Genomic DNA, 16704 nt, shown 5'->3' with positions numbered 1-16704 from the left:
TTTAATCCGGGAGTTTCGTATTCCCGGATTCTTTTTTTATTTTTCGACACCAAACCACAAAGAACTTACCAATGGATTTAGTCTTTTTGTTACACGCTCTGCTGAAGAAAAAATGGGTGATACTCATTTGTACTATTGCAGGTATCCTTGCAGGGCTCATTTTCGTATTCTCTAAAGATCAGTATTATCTTTCTGTTGCTCAGTACTCCACTGGCTTTACCATGAAACAACAGGTAAAGATCAAGGATGATGTTGGATATAGTTTCGCTGAAGCGGATCAACGGTTTAAAAACGTAATTGAAACTTTCAAATCTCCGGTGGTGATTGGCATGTTGTCATACGAATTAATGCTGCACGATCTCGAACAAAAAAGACCTTTCCGAACGCTTACCGAAAAAGAGAAAACAAGTCCGATAATTGCCGGCCTTAACCTGGAAGAGGCAAAAAAAGTGTTGCATCAAAAGGTAGATAACCAGGAATTGCTGGTTGCTTATGAACCTTCAGAATCAAAAGTATTTGAGCTAATCAAATTGTATCAATACGATCATGATGCATTGCTCGGTAAATTAAGTGTTGATCGCGTTCAGGGAACTGACTATTTGAACATCGTTTTCCAATCGGAAAATCCTGAGCTTTCTGCTTATGTGGTAAACTCAATTGGTCGCGAGTTCTTTAACTTCTTTACAAAGATCAATGCAACCCGTACCACGGAATCTATGACTAAGCTTTCTTCGCTTACACAGCAGAAGAAACAGGAGTATGACAATGCAGTTACTATTTTGCAAAAATTCAGAGAGCAGGTTGGTTCACCGAATGTGGGCGACAGGGCAAAAGCTGCGATGGAAATGATGCAGAGCCTCACGACCCAGTTGAACGACAACGAGGGTAAATTGAATAGTTTGAAAGGACGCCTTAGTTCTGTGAAAGATCAGATTGCCGGATTAAGCTCAGGAACTGTTACCGCTTCCAATGCAAATTCCGACATTATAGCGTTGACACAAAAGAACAGAGACCTGGCGGCGCAGCAGACAACTGCCGGTGCTGTAACTTATAAAGATTTGCAGAACCAGATCGACAACAATACAAGACAGATTCAAAAGCTTGAGACATTTAAAGCAGGAAAAGGCGATGTTTCCGGCCTTAGAAGTCAATTGATGAGGGATAAGAGTGATATTGAGTATGAAATAACTTCTCTGTCTCAAACGTCAAAATCGATCAACGATAAGATCAACCTTTACAAAGGCATGGCTTATACAGGTGGTGGCGACGAAGTAGAAGTGCAGAAATTGCAAAACGAAGTTGACCGCCTTAACACTGAATACCAGGCATTACTTGGAAGAATGCAAACATCGCAGGATGTAGATGTGGCACCGGAGATCAACTTTAAACAAACCATTGTTGGTCAACCTGCTATCAAACCAGAGCCGGGCAAAAAGAAAACGATCTTGTTGCTGTGTGCGTTAACGACGTTTGTTGTGTCGTCGCTTGTGGTGATTATTATCGACTTTCTTGATAACTCGATGAGAGCACCTTCTATCTATCATAAAAATGTGAAACTGAAACTGTTGTCAACCGCTTCCAAGATCAACCTGAGAACAAGAACAGTTGCAGATCAGTTTGAAAATGTACCTGAAACAACAAGAATCATTAACTCTGCAGAAAACATTTTTATTGAAAGTGTAAGAAAGCTTCGTTACGAAATTGAGAACAGCGAAAAGAAAATTGTTCTCTTTACAAGCACAAAATCCGATGTCGGCAAATCAACTTTGATAGAAGCATTGGCTTATAGCATGAGTCTTGCGAAAAAGAAGTTACTTTTGATAGACACAAACTTTCCGCATAATACCCTTACTGAAAAATTCGTCCCGAAATCTACACTGGAGAGTGTAAACTTTAATCCCGATAAATCCGTACACGAAAAAGGCGTTTACGACATCGCCAGCAAAACTCCCATACCCGGTGTTGACATAATTGGCTGTAAGCAAGGTAATTTTTCTCCGTTGGAGATATTGCCAAAGCACAACCTGCTTGAGCACCTTGCGCTTATTAAGCGTGAGTATGACTACATTTTTATTGAAGGCGCCGGTTTAAACATGCACTCAGACAGCCGCGAGTTGTCAAGATATGTGGAAGGCATAGTAGTTGTATTCTCCGCAGATAATACGCTGAACCAATTGGACAAAGAATCTTTACAGTTCCTGAAAACCATTGACAACAAGGTAATGGGAAGTGTATTGAACAACATCGAAAAAGACAATATCGAGCTTTAGTATTTGACAAACCACCTGGATCCGAAATTTATTGGTTCAAATGTGAAGGCAGTTCGCTGCCGTAAGTAAACCGAATACTGTGGGAATTAAGAACTATTTGTTTAATGCAGACTTTGTATTAAACAGCAAGAGACAACCGTGGATAGACTATGCCAGAGGCATCTGCATCATTATGGTGTGCTACCGGCACTGCTTTGATGGCCTGACAAATGCCGATATACGAACTCAGGGCTTTATCTTATTTAAGTACCTGAACGTGTTCCTATTTAGTTTCCGCATGCCTTTGTTCTTTATTGTTTCCGGGTTGTTCGTGGCGGCAAGCTTGCGCAAGAAAGGCTTGAGCAATTATATTTCAGACAGGTTCAAAATTATTTTTTATCCGTTGCTTATTTGGGGAACCATTCAAATAACCTTGCAACTGGAGTTTGCGCCATATGTAAATGCACACAGGGAAATAGTTGATTATCTCAATCTACTTATTTACCCACGCAAAATAGAGCAATTCTGGTACCTGAATGCTTTGTTTGTAGTAGGAGTGATTTACGCATTTATAAAAGTGAAACTAAAACTTACCAATTTACAACATCTTGCAGTGGCATTTGTGTTCTATGGTATTGGTGGTTATTTGCACGCAATAAAAACGGGCGCATTCATTTTTACAGATGTATTTCACTACTACTTGTTCTTTGCCATTGGCGATAACATTTCACAGTTTGTTTTAGATAAAGACAAAGCAAAATATTTTACAAAAGCTAAGTATGTTTTTCCGGTATTTGTTTTGTTTCTTATCACGCACTACTTTTTCACGAAGATCAATATAAGACACAACCAGGATTATTACATAGAGCACTATATGCCTTTGTTCTTCCTTGTTGTTGCATTAACGGGTTGCTGTTTTGTTGTGCAGATAAGTTTTTTGCTGGAGAAAACAGGTGTCTTGAAATTTTTGCGTGTTGTTGGTTATCATTCTTTGTTCATTTATGTAATGCACCTTATCGTGCTTGCGGCTACAAGAACACTGCTGACACACGTGTTTAACGTAACCAGTGTACCTCTGTTATTAGGCGCGGGTATTTTAATGGGCATTATTCTTCCGATAATTATTTATAATATTCTATCGAAAGCGGGTGCATGGTGGCTGTTCAGTTTGAAGAAGCCTGTGGATGAAATAAATTATACCAATGAAAAATTCAAAAAAAAATTGCTGGCCACTAAAACAGTGTATGAAACTGTGGAACATAATTAATCACGCACCGCCTAGCAACAATTGAACCTTATGGAGCATAAGTTTATACACGATAGAGATATTGTTATGTTCAGCTTCCAGCCATGGGATACAGAAATTGGAAGCAACTTTAAAGATATGGCGCTCGAGCTGGCAAAAAGGAACAGGGTTCTTTTTGTGAACCGTGCGCTCGACCGCAGGTCACGCCTGCGCGATAAAAACGATCCCAAAGTGTTTGCCAGACTTGCCAGCATTCAAAACGGCGAAGGCGAATTGACAGAAGTAAACAAAAACATTTGGGTACACAATCCAAGAACAATAGTAGAATCGATCAATTGGGTGCCGGTGGCAACCGTGCATGATGCGTTGAATAAAATGAACAATAAAAGAATTGCTGATGAAATTAAAAAAGCCGTTCAGCGATTGAATTTTAAAAATGTTTTGCTCATCAACGACAATGATTTTACCCGGGGGTTTTATTTAAAAGAAATGCTCGATTGCAAAGAATATATTTTCTACATAAGAGATTATATGCTGGCAGTGGATTTCTTTAAAAGACATGGCGCAAGACTGGAAAGAGGCGTAATGAAAAAGGCAGATCTTGTAGTGGCTAATTCATCTTATCTCGCAGACTATTCGAGGCAATTCAATAAAAACAGCTTCGATATAGGGCAGGGTTGCGATCTTACACCTTTCCTTGTACAAAACCTGCCAATGCCGGATGATTTAAAACCGATCAAAAAACCGATCATCGGCTATGTTGGATTCATCAGCGAAGTAAGGCTCGATGAAAAAGTATTGATCCACCTGGCAAAGAACAATCTCCAGCACCAGATAGTGCTTGTGGGGCCGGTTGACGATTTTTTCCAAAAAAGCGAGTTGAATAAGTTGGAGAACGTACATTTCTTAGGAAGAAGAAATCCTGCAACATTACCGGCATACATTGCACATTTCGACATTTGCATAAATCCGCAAATGTTTAATGAAGTAACTGCAGGTAATTATCCAAGAAAAGTAGACGAATACCTGGCCACGGGCAAACCTGTGGTAGCAACCGCTACAAAAGCTATGGAAATGTTTGCCCCTTATACCTTTTTGTGTAAAACCAAAGAAGATTATGCGGCACACGTAAACAATATCTTGCAACACCCGGAACAATTCAATAGCTTAGACCAACAAAACAGGCGTCGTGAGTTTGCCAAAACCCATACGTGGGAAAATAGTATTGGATTGATGGGAGATGCATTTTATCAATTAGGAATTATGAATCAGGAATTGGGTTTTGAATTGTGAGTCGGGAATACGCGCCATTCACTCAAAACCCAGAACGCAAAACTCATTACTTAAAAAATGTCAGAAGAACAAAAAACGGAAACCAAAGTACTACGTATCATCTCGCTTCTATTTGTGGGAGGTTACATCGTGTACATGTATGCACACTTTTTATTTTTCTGAAAAACAACCGAATGTTCGACCAACTGAAACTATATACAGACTCTGTTATTTCGTGGCTGCGTGACCAGATCGTAGCTAAAAAAATGGATTCACCTCTGGGCTGGCTGATCATGGCCGTCGTAGGTGTTGCACTCGCATACGCTACTACAATAGGCGAAGCTACAACCGCCGTTATCGTTTGCTTTTGTGCAGTGGGCGTTTTTATTGTGATACTTTGCCTTAAGAAACCAATGTGGGGCTACTACATGGTTATTCTTATTTCCACCTTTATATACCTGCCGGACCGGCTGGTGCACGTTTCATTACCGCTTGGATTGTTGATTGAGGTGCTTTCTTATGTCGTGTTCTTTGGAGTATTGTCCAAGCAATATCGGGAACGCATCAATGTAAGTGAGTTTTGGAGAAATCCTATCTCAGTTATCATGATCCTTCAGTTTTCATTTTTCCTCATTGAAGCATTTAATCCGGAAACACAAAGCTTGTTTGGCTGGTCGCTTTTTTTCCGCAAGCAGCTTAGCTTCCTCATGTTTTATTACATTACTTATTTACTCCTCGATTCGGAAAAAAAGATATTCGACTTTCTTACCGTTTGGGTGTGTATCTCATTGATGATCGCGCTGTGGGGAATCAAGCAGCAATGGTTCGGTTTCTTTGAATTTGAAGAAAGATGGATCTACTCAGATGAGCAAAGGGTGAATTTATTTTTTCAAACCGGGTTCATGCGTAAGTTCTCCATACTTAGTGATCCCGCGGGATTTGGGGTCTGTATGTCGTCGACAGGTGTCTTCACCTTGATATTGGGAATCAGAAGCAACCACAAGAGAAATCGCATGTTGCTCATTATCGCCGGCATTCTTATTCTGCTTTCATCCAGCTATTCGGGTACGCGTACGGCCAACCTCATGATCGCGGCAGGCATTGCAGGGTACGGAATATTTACCATAAACGAAAAAAGAACGGCTGCACTGATTGTAGCTTTCGTATTTGTCACCGCAGCATTATTGTTTGGTCCGTTTCAAAACAATCCTGTTGTATTCCGGATGAAATCCACCCTGGAAGGGAGTAATGATGCATCCGCAACTATTCGCGATGTTAACAGGCACAACGTTCAGCCTTACATTCGTGCGCATCCTCTGGGAGGCGGTATTAACACGACGGGTGCTGAAGGACTGAATTACAATCCAGGTCACTTTCTGGCCAATTATCCACCCGACAGCGGATACATGAAAATATTGGCAGAACAGGGATGGCTGGGGTATGCCATTCACATGCTTTTCTATTTTATAGTGCTTAAAGCCGGACTTGAAGGTTTTTATAAGGCAAAAAGGCCGGAAATTAAGAACGCATATATTGCAATAACCGTTTTTTTATTTATTTTATTGGTGGGTGAAATTTCCCAGATAACCAACGGTGGCTATCCCTATTCATATTTCTATTACCCATTGCTGGTTATTATTTACAAATTAATTGACTATGACACACCAACACCGGAAAAAAGCAACATATAAATACCGTGTTATGAAAAGAAACTTAGGCTTACTTCTCTTATCGTTTGGATTGTTTATTAGTGGATTTGCGCAGCGCAAGCAGAATTCTTCTGGAAGCAGCAGCACTTATCTTTCTAACGACACTGCGAAGAAAGGTGACATTCGTGAAAAACTTGTACAACTGGCAATTCAAAACCCTACATATGAAGTGGCAGATAGAAAAGTAGCGATAGCAAATCAGGAGTTGTCCAAAACAAAAAACAAAATACTTGGACAGGTCGTTCTTTCTGGTAACTTGAATGAGCTCTCCATAAATCCACCTAAAGACGGATACAACGTATATTATCCACGATATAATATCGGCGCCACTTTGCCTTTGGACCTGTTCATCACCAGAAGCAAGGAGATCAATATTGCTAAAGAAAATCTTGGTATAGCGCAAGCAGAAAGAAATGAACGCTATCGCCTTATCAAAGCAGAAGTGCTTACTGCTTACGAAGATTATTTGATGGCAAAACAAAAAGTGGAATTTCAAAGTCAGATTACACAAGACGCTTTCCAGGAATACAAACAACAGGAAAGAGATTTTTCTGATGGCATCATTGAGCAAAAGGAGTACAACGCTGGCTTTAAAAAATGGACTGAGGAGCAGTCTAGAAAAATTGAAATGCAACGCAACCTCAATGTCATAAAACTTAACATTGAAGCCATGATAGGCATGCCTTTCGACGAGCTGCTTTCCGGCTACGAAAAAGACAAACACTAAGAAGTCAGGAATTAATAATTAAGAATTAACAGGTAGAACACGCTGCATTTATATGTGGTTGTAAGATTTGTAAAAATAACCAGATGCTTAATTTACTCAATACGCCTCGAACCAGCGACGGGCAAGTACCTCTCATCCGGAGAGGGGTTGGGGTGAGCCTCCCTTTTTTCACTTGTACAGCGTTATTGCTGGTATGTGTCGCTCTATTGGAAATGCAGGCACTTCATAGAACCGGCGGCCATTTTTGTTATCCGTTGGATGATTCGTTTATTCACATGTCTGTAGCAAAAAACCTGGCGGTGAATCATGTGTGGGGCGTTTCAAAAAACGAATGGGTGTCTACGTCGTCCTCTCCGTTTTACACACTTGTGCTTACGTTAAGCTATATCATTGCAGGCGTAAATCTTTACTCTCCGTTTATCATTAGTTTACTCGGCGGCATAATGGTCATGTATGCCTTATCAAGAGAGCTGAACAGCAATAGCACACTTACCAATCAACAGAAAATATTGGTAATGATTGTTACAATGATTCTCGCTGTGATTCCATCTTTATCATTGGCGGGAATGGAGCATACACTGCAAATATCATTCACGTTGTTTTTTGTGCATGCTGCAGCTACTTACATTGTTTCAGAAGATAAAAAGAAATCGTTTTGGCCCGTTGCACTATTAGCCGCCCTGATGGTTTTTACGCGATACGAAAATGTGTTTCTGGTTGGCGCTGTTTGCGGAATATTATTATTGAGAAAGAAAATTGCTCCTGCTTTTCTTATTGGCGCAGTAAGTATTGTGCCCGTTGTATTGTTTGGTATTTTCTTTTACAGCAAAGGGGGCTTCCCCATTCCGAATTCAGTGTTGATCAAAGGAAATACAAACTTTAAATCCATTGCAGGTGGGCAATTATCGCTGCCTGCATTGTCTATGAGCCTTGGTGGGATTTTGATAGTTGCTTGTTTAGTGGCGTACGACAGAATCAGAAGAGGTTTGTATGATCGTGATTTTTACCTCGTAGCTATATTCATCATCACAACATTCTTTCATAGTGTGTTTGCCCAATTCGGTTGGTTCTTCCGCTACGAAGCATATTTGATCGTGTTAGCAGTTCTGCAATTGTCAAAAATGTTCCTGCAAGAGTTTAATTGGAAAGAATGGAGAAAGCCGGCCAACCTGATTTTCGGTGCATTCTCCATCGTCATGTGTTCAAATTTGGTATTGCGTGTGGCCAATGCACAACGCAAAACAGCCGGTGCTATTCACAACATTTATGATCAGCAGTATCAAATGGGTAAATTTGTAGAAGAATATTACAACGGGCAGGCCATTGCCGCGAATGATATTGGGGCGATCAGTTATTTCGGCGATATCAAAACGCTCGACCTTTGGGGCCTTGCCAACAACGAAGTGACAAAAGCACGCAAAGACAATTATTACAACACTGCTTTCCTGCGCGAGCTGGTAAAAAAGAATGATGCCAAGCTGATCATGATTTATGATTCATGGTTCAAACCGGATATTTCAGAAGATTGGGTGAAAGTGGCAAGATGGTATTTACCTTACAATGTTATTTGCGGAGATGATATGGTTACATTCTATGCACCCAATCCTGCAGCTGCAGCCATGCTAAAGCAAAATCTTTTGCAGTACGCAGAAACGCATTTGCCGAATGAGAATAGAGTGGAGTATTATCGATAGATTTCCTTTCTTCATAAAGTGAAAAGGTCAAAAGGAAAAATTCAAAATTGGGAACTCCGCTTTTTGAATTTTTCCTTTTGACCTTTTAATTATCTCTAGTTCCACTTCTCCAGCTGATTCAGCGTCGCTCTCATATCCTTTGGTACTGCAGCTTCCAGCACATGTGGGTTTCCTTCTTCGTCTTTAATAATCAGTTTTTGCGCATGCAAAGCAAGACGATTCAGTAATGGCTTTTCTTCCAAAACATCTTTGCCTAGTTTGAATTTTTTCTTGATTGCAGAAAGCAAAACAGGATGGCCGTCGCCATATACTTCATCGCAAACAATAGCGTGGCCAAGATGCTTCATGTGTACACGTATCTGGTGCGTACGTCCGGTGAAGATCTGAAACTGCATCCATGAATAGTTATTAAACTCTTCCAACACCTGGTATGCAGTTTGAGATGCCTTACCTTTTCTATTTGTAGTCATCACGCCTTTCTTTACAGGGTGCTCGATGATTGGCATATCAATAAGACCACTTGGTACAGACAATCTTCCCAACACCAGACCAACATAAAACTTCTCCGTTTCCCGTTGTTCAAATTGTTGTGAGAGATGTTTGTGTGTTTGTTCATTCTTTGCGAAAACAATGACACCACTTGTGTCTTTATCAAGACGGTGAACGGTAAAAATGCCTCCGTATTTATCGAGTAAAATATCTTTTAAAGAAACTTCGGATTGCATTCTGTCGGGCACAGATAAAAGACCCGAAGGTTTGTTAACAGCAATAAAATTGTCGTTCTCAAAAATAATTTCCAGCTTCATGTTAAATCAAAATTCAAAATTAAAAATTCAAAAAGGGCAGTCATCCATAATCATTAAGCTCCGAGGCTTTTGATTTTTGAATTTTTACTTTTGACCTTTCTTCACCGATCTGTTGAAATGTTTAAGTGTTCTTACTTCTTTTTCGTTCAGTAAACGGAATTTGCCCCGGTTCACATTTTTCTTGGTAAGACCTGCATACATAACACGGTCAAGACCTTTCACATCATATTTCAGATGTTCAAAAATGCGGCGCACGATGCGGTTTCTGCCACTGTGAATTTCGATGCCGATAATGGATTTGTCTTTTGGATCAACATAACCCAAAGCATCCGGAGCGATAAAACCATCTTCCAATGTGAGACCGGCGGCAATGCTGTCGAAGTCATTTTTAGTAAGAGGTTTGTCCAGCGTTACCTCGTATATTTTTTTGATCTCGTGGCTTGGGTGGCTAAGTGTTTGTGCAAGATCGCCATCGTTCGTAAGCAGTAAAACACCAGAAGTATTTCTATCCAGTCTGCCAACAGGATAAACACGTTCTTCTGTAGCTGTTTTGATCAATTGCAAAACCGTTTTTCTTCCCTGCGGATCATCAGTTGTAGTGATATAATCTTTTGGCTTGTTCAGTAAAATGTAAACGAGATTCTTTGTAGGAATAACCTTTTTGCCATTCACTTTGATTACATCTTTTTCACCAAGCTTATAACCTGGTTCAGTGATCACTTTGCCATTTACTTCTACCTTTCCTTCTTTTACCAAAGTAGCAGCATCTCTGCGTGAGCACACACCACCATGTGCGATGTATTTGTTCAAAGGCATTCCGGCATGGTTGCCCATGATCTCTTCTTGCACATCTTTATTACTGGCGGGAGCGGCTTTTGGTTTTACATCAGTATTTTTTGAAATGGAAATTTTGCCTGTGGGTTTTGCCGGCTTTGTATTATTTGTAATAGGCTCAGCGGTTTTCTTGAATTTTGTGTCTTTCGGATTCTTCGCGTTTCCGCCCTTAAGTGCCCTGATTTCTTCTTTACTTACTTTAGGTGATCCGGAAGCTGCAAGGCCCGCTTTCTTCAGTTCGTACGCCTCAGCTTTCTGCTTTCTCTTGTCTTCGAAGTGCTTGTCAATGGCTGCAGCTCTTTCTTTTTTAGCTGCTTTTCTGTCTTGCTTGTACTTTTCTTTTACAGTACCCGCTTTTTTCTTGTTGATAAATTTCTCGAATTGTGAAATTCTTCCCATGATTTTAAAGTTTGCTGTTTTTCAACAGTAGTTATGAAAGTGAAAATTCAAAAGTAAAAATTCAAAAACGGGACACCCCTTTTGACTTTTGCCTTTTGAATTTTGATTTTATACGTCAACCTCTTTGTTCGCCAATTGTCCGCATGCAGCGTCAATGTCTTTGCCACGGCTTCTGCGCAGGCGAACGTTTACGCGATGTTTTTCGAGATATTGCATGAACTTGTCTGTGGTAGCTTCATCGGGTTTGCTGAACTGTGCAAGATCAATTGGATTGTACTCGATGATATTGATCAGATCTGCAGGCACCTGGCGATAGATCTTTATCAATTCATCCGCATCCTTCAAAGAGTCATTGAAATTGTTGAACAGGATATATTCAAACGTGATCTCATTGCCGGTTTGCTGATAGAAATAATTCAGGGCATCGATCAATGACTTGATATTATTGGTATCGTTGATCGGCATGATCTCGTGGCGCTTTTCATCATTCGCCGCGTGAAGCGATAAAGCCAGTTTGAAACGCACTTTATCATCACCCAGCTGCCTGATCATTTTTGCAACACCTGCAGTAGAAACCGTGATGCGGCGTGGGCTCATGCCAAGACCATCTTCCGCAGAAATTCTTTCAATCGCTTTTAGCACGTTTTTATAGTTCAGCAAAGGTTCACCCATGCCCATAAAAACAATATTGCTCAGCTTTTTGCCATGCACGCGTTCTGCCTGCTGGTTGATCAAAACAACTTCATCGTATATTTCGTCGTAAGACAAGTTACGCTTGCGGTCCATATAGCCCGTAGCGCAGAATTTGCAACTTAAGGAACATCCAATTTGTGAAGATACACAGGCCGTTTGCCTGTTTTCTGTAGGAATCAAAACGCCTTCCACCAAATGACCGTCAGTTGTTCTGAAACGGCTTTTCACGGTACCGTCGGCGCTGTATTGTGTTGCATCCACTGTCAATGCCGGTAAAGAAAAGTGCTCAGAAAGTTTGGCACGAAGCTCTTTACTCAGGTTTGTCATGGCATCGAAAGTGTGTGCGTGTTTAAGCCAAATCCATTCGTAAACCTGCTTTGCCCTGAACTTTTTCTCCCCCATTTCCTCAAAATACTGCGTCAATTCATCCTGCGATAAATGACGAATATTCTTCTTGTCTGTGTTTAACATCGTGCAAAGGTACGATAAAAGGGGCGGAGGGTCAAGGAAGGAAGGCAAAAGTCAAAATTAAAAAGTTAAAAGAGCAGCTGTGTTTTCAGCGACTATATTTGCATATGATTTTCTTCAAAAAGGAGTTTTATCGGTTGACTCACAATAGCTTGAACAGCAGTGAGTCGATTCAAACCGTAAGCAAATCAAAGAATTTGGAACCTTTTTGACTTTTTAATTTTGACTTTTAACTTCCCATGAAACCAGTTTACATAATCGACGCAGTTCGAACCCCAATAGGCAAATATGGCGGCATTTTAGCAAATGTGAGAGCGGATGATATGTTGGCGCATACCATAAAGGAATTGATGAAACGCCAGTCGAATGTTCCGTTACAGGCTATTGAAGATGTAATCGCCGGCGATGCCAACCAGGCCGGCGAAGATTGCCGTGACGTAGCAAGAATGGCGGTTTTGCTGGCTGGGTTTCCCGTATCTGTGGGAGGCAACACCGTAAACAGGCTTTGCGGCTCAGGCATGCAGGCCATCATGGACGCGGCTCGCGCCATCATGTGTAATGAAGGCGATATTTACATTGCCGGAGGTGTTGAAAGTATGACCAGGGCACCATTCATTTTGTCAAAAGGTGAAGGTTCATGGAACAGGGCGCAGGAAATGCACGACTCCACCATCGGATGGCGCTTTACCAATAAAAAGCTCGCTGAAATGTATCACCCCTATAACATGGGTGAAACAGCAGAAAATGTAGCGCAGCAGTGGAACATTTCACGGGAAGAGCAAGACCTGTTTGCTTACGCTTCGCAAATAAAATACGAGAAAGCTTTAGCCGCCGGTAAATGGGAAAATGAGATCATCGGTATTGATATTTCAACATCCCGCAAGCCGGAAATTGTTTGCAAAGACGAGCCGCCAAGATCCACCACGTTAGAAAGATTGGCAGCATTGAAACCCGCTTTTGTAAAAAACGGAACTGTAACAGTCGGCAATTCCTCTTCCATAAATGATGGTGCTTCGGCCTTATTATTGGCGAGCGAAGAGGCGGTCGAAGCTTTCCGATTGAGGCCAATGGCAAAAATTGTTTCTATGGCCATCGCTGGCGTTGATCCTTCTGTAATGGGCATCGCTCCAGTTCCTGCTACGCAAAAGGCTTTGCAACGCGCCAACCTGACAATCAAGGATATTAACATCGCAGAGATGAATGAGGCTTTTGCTTCGCAAAGTATCGCGTGCATGCGAGAATTGGGACTTGATCAAAGCATTGTAAATATAAACGGCGGTGCCATTGCTTTAGGAAATCCTTTGGGTACGAGCGGTGCGAGAATAGTTACCACTTTGGTGCACGAAATGTTTCGATCACAACTTCGTTACGGATTGGCTTCCGCGTGCGTGGGTGTAGGGCAGGGCACAGCGATGATCGTGGAGCGCATGTAAGAGAAAGAATGCAGATTTTCATGATTGTCATGAAAATCTGCGTTCCGGGTTTCTCAAAATCCAAAGTTCAGTAATTCATCAAAACCTATCGTCTGCTGTTCGCCGGTAGATAAATTTTTTATGTTCACCTTCTTTTCTTCAAGTTCTTTGCTGCCCAATATTACAATGTAAGGAATCGCTTTCTTCTCTGCATACTTGAATTGTTTGTCAAATTTGCTGTTCTCGTGGAAGAGTTCACAACGAACACCTTTGTTGCGCAATTGTTGCGCCAGTTGAAATGCAGTACTGCTCTCTGCTTCTCCTAAATTAAAAAACAATACTTGTGTTCCCGTATGTACATCTGAAGGGAATAAGTTAAGTTCCTCCATTACATCATAAATTCTATCCACACCAAAGCTGATACCCACGCCAGGAACATTTGGAACACCAAATAAACCTGTCAGGTCATCATATCTTCCACCGCCGCCGATGCTGCCCATGTTGGCGCCAATGGCTTTGATTTCGAAAATGATTCCGGTGTAATAATTCAGGCCGCGTGCAAGTGTAAAGTCAGTAACGATCTTACTTGTTGCAGAAATTAAACGACTATTGTTAAGCAAATAATTTATTTCATTCAAGCCTGCTTTACCTGTTTCATTATCTCCAATCAGTTTTGATAAAGCTTCAATCTTTTCTTCGTTAGAGCCTGTAATATTGAGGTATTGCTCAATTGTGTTGATCTGCTCTGTGCTTAAACCTCGTTGTTGCAATTCTTCTTTTACTTTTTCGATACCAATTTTGTCAAGCTTATCAATAGCAACGGTAATGTCGATCATTTTATCTGCGCCTCCGCAAATTTCAGCCAGTGCAGCCAATACCTTTCTGCTATTGATTCTTATTTCAACTGGAATATTTAGTTTCTCAAAAGCACCTGAATAAATGTTCGTCAACTCAACTTCATTCAACAAACTTTTACTTCCAACCACATCAGCATCACACTGATAAAACTCACGGTAACGGCCACGTTGCGGGCGATCGGCTCTCCACACCGGTTGTATTTGATAGCGCTTGAAAGGCATTGGCAATTGAGTAAAATTCATCGCCACATATCTTGCAAAAGGAATGGTCAAATCATAACGCAAAGCACGCTCGGTAAGATTCTTATCGTTCTTTCCCAACAACACATTTTCAAAAGCAGCTTTCGCTTTATCAATGTTTTTAGAATCACTCAATCCGTTATTCAATATTTTGAAAATGAGTTTATCACCCTCTTCACCATACTTGCCCATCAATGTTTCAAGGTTTTCCATTGCCGGAGTTTCCAGCGGCTGAAATCCGTACAACTCAAAAATGCTGCGAATGGTATTGAAAATATAATTGCGTTTACGAACTACTTCCGCACTAAAATCTCTTGTTCCCTGCGGTAAAGAAGGCTTGCTCATTGACGTTTATTTGTATATTCTTTCTAATTATTAAAGTCTTGTTGCTATTGCTGTGTACGATGTACGAGGTACGGTGTACGATAGTGTTTCGGGTGAGCCATAACAATGAATTTCGTACATCGCACTCCGTATATCTTACATCGTACTCCGTACATCTCACGTCCTACACCTTATGCCTCTCCACTACCATATCACACGCTTTGTCTATCAACGAATACACTTCGTGATAACCTGGTTCTGCACCATACCACGGATCAGGCACATCCATATTTTTTCCCGGATACAATTCATTTAACAAAAGCTCTACTTTGCTTTTATCAAATTTATTTTTTGCAATGCGACGTATATCACTCACCACATCTTCTGCCATTGCATATATTTTGTCGAACTTATCAAAATCCTCTGCCACAAACCTCCTTGACCGTTGCGCACTGATATCAATGCCATTTATCAATGCAACTTTTTGTGACAATGGATGCGGCGCCTCTCCAACATGATAGCCATTTGTGCCGGCGCTATCAACATACCAATTCAATCCTGCACTTGCTGCTTTCTCCTGTAAAATTCCCTCTGCTAATGGGCTCCGGCAAATATTGCCCAGGCATACCATCAAAATGTTCATGGGCGCAAAGATAGGAAAACGCGGAATGCTTAACACCTAACGCTTAACGCAGGTCGAGAAATGATCAAATAACTGAATGGACTGAATAAACTGAATAGACTGAATGTTTTATAAATGCAGAACCCTTCGACATTCGACTACTCAGTTTATTCAGTTTATTCAGTCCATTCAGTTATTGATTTTGAGAAATGTTTATGGAATAATTCCATCCCCGCATCTCATTATTAAGAACACAGCGCTGGTTTGTACAAAACGAATTTTCCCAAGTAAAACATACTATTATGAATGCCAATTCAATTTTACACAGTGATGTGCTTGACATACTATTTGAAAACCGTAACAAACAATATGGCGCATACACATTAAGGAAAGAGTACAATAAAAGACTGATGACTGCTATCGGAGGAATGTTTTCGCTGGTGGCGATTGTAGTTGTTTGTTTATCATTTAAAGGCAAAGAGAAACCTGTCATTTTTGATGCGCAAGGGCCTGTCATAACGCTCGCATCTAACCCAACCCCTCCACCGCCGCACAAAAAGGAGCCTGTTGTGCCAATAGTAAAACCCAAACTGGATGCGGGAGCACCGAAACAAGACCTTGCTACAATACGGAATACAGTTCCGGTAATAACGGATGACGAAACTTCTGTGCCGCCTGTTGACGCAATGGAGAACAAAGCGATAGGCACCGAAACAAAGGATGGTAAAGCCTCCGATGGCACCGTTCCATCGCAAGGTAATGGTTCTGGTACTGGCCCTGGAAACGATAACGTAACCACGCCTCCCGTTGTAGAAGATAACAGCATCCACCAGTTTGCAGAGAACATGCCTGAATTTCCTGGTGGCACAAGTGCTATGATACGTTTCCTTAAAAAGAATCTGCATGAGATCACAAACGAGGAAGAGCGCACCGTAAAAGTGCTGGTTCGTTTCATAGTCGATAAAACAGGTGCAGTAACAGGATTTGAAATAGTGAACTCGGGTGGAGAAGAATATGACAAAGAAGTTTTAAGAGTAATGAAAAAAATGCCACACTGGAAACCAGGTTCTCAAAACGGAAATCTTGTAAATGTGTACATGAGTCTGCCAGTGGTGTTTCAAACCGAGTCTGAATAGTAATACAAAATATGTA

The 16704-nt window shown here is 41.0% G+C and carries 13 protein-coding genes; 8 read left to right on the top strand and 5 right to left on the bottom strand.

From position 1 onward, the window contains the following. Window positions 1-71: 71 nt before the first annotated feature. The 6 genes from QJ048_RS00355 to QJ048_RS00330 all read left to right on the top strand — a co-directional run bounded on the left by QJ048_RS00355 (window position 72) and on the right by QJ048_RS00330 (window position 8897). Entirely contained in the window at window positions 72-2270 is a 2199-nt protein-coding gene (locus tag QJ048_RS00355) for an exopolysaccharide transport family protein (RefSeq protein ID WP_282332319.1), read from the top strand. A gap of 79 nt (window positions 2271-2349) precedes the next feature. Then, entirely contained in the window at window positions 2350-3516 is a 1167-nt protein-coding gene (locus tag QJ048_RS00350) for an acyltransferase family protein (protein ID WP_282332317.1), read from the top strand. Window positions 3517-3546: 30 nt separating this feature from the next. Further along, complete coding sequence (locus tag QJ048_RS00345) at window positions 3547-4788, top strand: glycosyltransferase (protein WP_282332316.1); 1242 nt, start codon at window positions 3547-3549, stop codon at window positions 4786-4788. Window positions 4789-4961: 173 nt separating this feature from the next. Continuing rightward, window positions 4962-6458: an O-antigen ligase family protein gene (locus QJ048_RS00340; RefSeq protein WP_282332314.1), complete on the top strand. Its 1497-nt coding sequence runs from the start codon at window positions 4962-4964 to the stop codon at window positions 6456-6458. 10 nt (window positions 6459-6468) lie between these two features. Next, complete coding sequence (locus QJ048_RS00335; RefSeq protein WP_282332312.1) at window positions 6469-7203, top strand: TolC family protein; 735 nt, start codon at window positions 6469-6471, stop codon at window positions 7201-7203. 83 nt (window positions 7204-7286) lie between these two features. Further along, entirely contained in the window at window positions 7287-8897 is a 1611-nt protein-coding gene (locus QJ048_RS00330; RefSeq protein WP_282332310.1) for a hypothetical protein, read from the top strand. A gap of 95 nt (window positions 8898-8992) precedes the next feature. On the opposite strand, the gene QJ048_RS00325 is transcribed toward QJ048_RS00330, so the two are convergent. The 3 genes from QJ048_RS00325 to rlmN form a co-directional block, all read right to left on the bottom strand. Beyond that, a complete protein-coding gene (locus QJ048_RS00325) occupies window positions 8993-9703 on the bottom strand; it encodes an RluA family pseudouridine synthase (protein WP_282332309.1) in 711 nt (236 codons plus the stop codon). Window positions 9704-9787: 84 nt separating this feature from the next. Then, window positions 9788-10936 carry a pseudouridine synthase gene (locus QJ048_RS00320; protein ID WP_282332308.1) on the bottom strand — a complete coding sequence of 383 codons (1149 nt, stop codon included), beginning with the start codon at window positions 10934-10936 and terminating at the stop codon, window positions 9788-9790. A 108-nt stretch (window positions 10937-11044) separates the two neighbouring features. Continuing rightward, the gene (rlmN, locus tag QJ048_RS00315) at window positions 11045-12100 is read right to left on the bottom strand and encodes a dual-specificity RNA methyltransferase RlmN (protein ID WP_282332306.1); all 1056 of its coding nucleotides are present in this window, start codon (window positions 12098-12100) and stop codon (window positions 11045-11047) included. Window positions 12101-12336: 236 nt separating this feature from the next. Here rlmN and QJ048_RS00310 point away from each other — a divergent pair, with 236 nt between their 5' ends. Next, on the top strand, window positions 12337-13530 hold the full coding sequence (locus QJ048_RS00310; protein ID WP_282332304.1) for a thiolase family protein: 1194 nt from the start codon (window positions 12337-12339) through the stop codon (window positions 13528-13530). A 53-nt stretch (window positions 13531-13583) separates the two neighbouring features. On the opposite strand, the gene hisS is transcribed toward QJ048_RS00310, so the two are convergent. Then, complete coding sequence (gene hisS / locus QJ048_RS00305) at window positions 13584-14951, bottom strand: histidine--tRNA ligase (protein WP_282332303.1); 1368 nt, start codon at window positions 14949-14951, stop codon at window positions 13584-13586. 163 nt (window positions 14952-15114) lie between these two features. After that, the gene (locus tag QJ048_RS00300; RefSeq protein WP_282332302.1) at window positions 15115-15573 is read right to left on the bottom strand and encodes a low molecular weight protein-tyrosine-phosphatase; all 459 of its coding nucleotides are present in this window, start codon (window positions 15571-15573) and stop codon (window positions 15115-15117) included. Window positions 15574-15854: 281 nt separating this feature from the next. Here QJ048_RS00300 and QJ048_RS00295 point away from each other — a divergent pair, with 281 nt between their 5' ends. Further along, the gene (locus QJ048_RS00295; protein WP_282332301.1) at window positions 15855-16688 is read left to right on the top strand and encodes a TonB family protein; all 834 of its coding nucleotides are present in this window, start codon (window positions 15855-15857) and stop codon (window positions 16686-16688) included. Window positions 16689-16704: the final 16 nt, after the last annotated feature.

This window comes from Pinibacter soli, assembly GCF_029961145.1.
GTDB classification, from domain to species: Bacteria; Bacteroidota; Bacteroidia; order Chitinophagales; family Chitinophagaceae; genus Pinibacter; species Pinibacter soli.
Note: the sequence above shows the minus strand (reverse complement) of the source record. Positions and strands in the feature narration are given on the sequence as shown.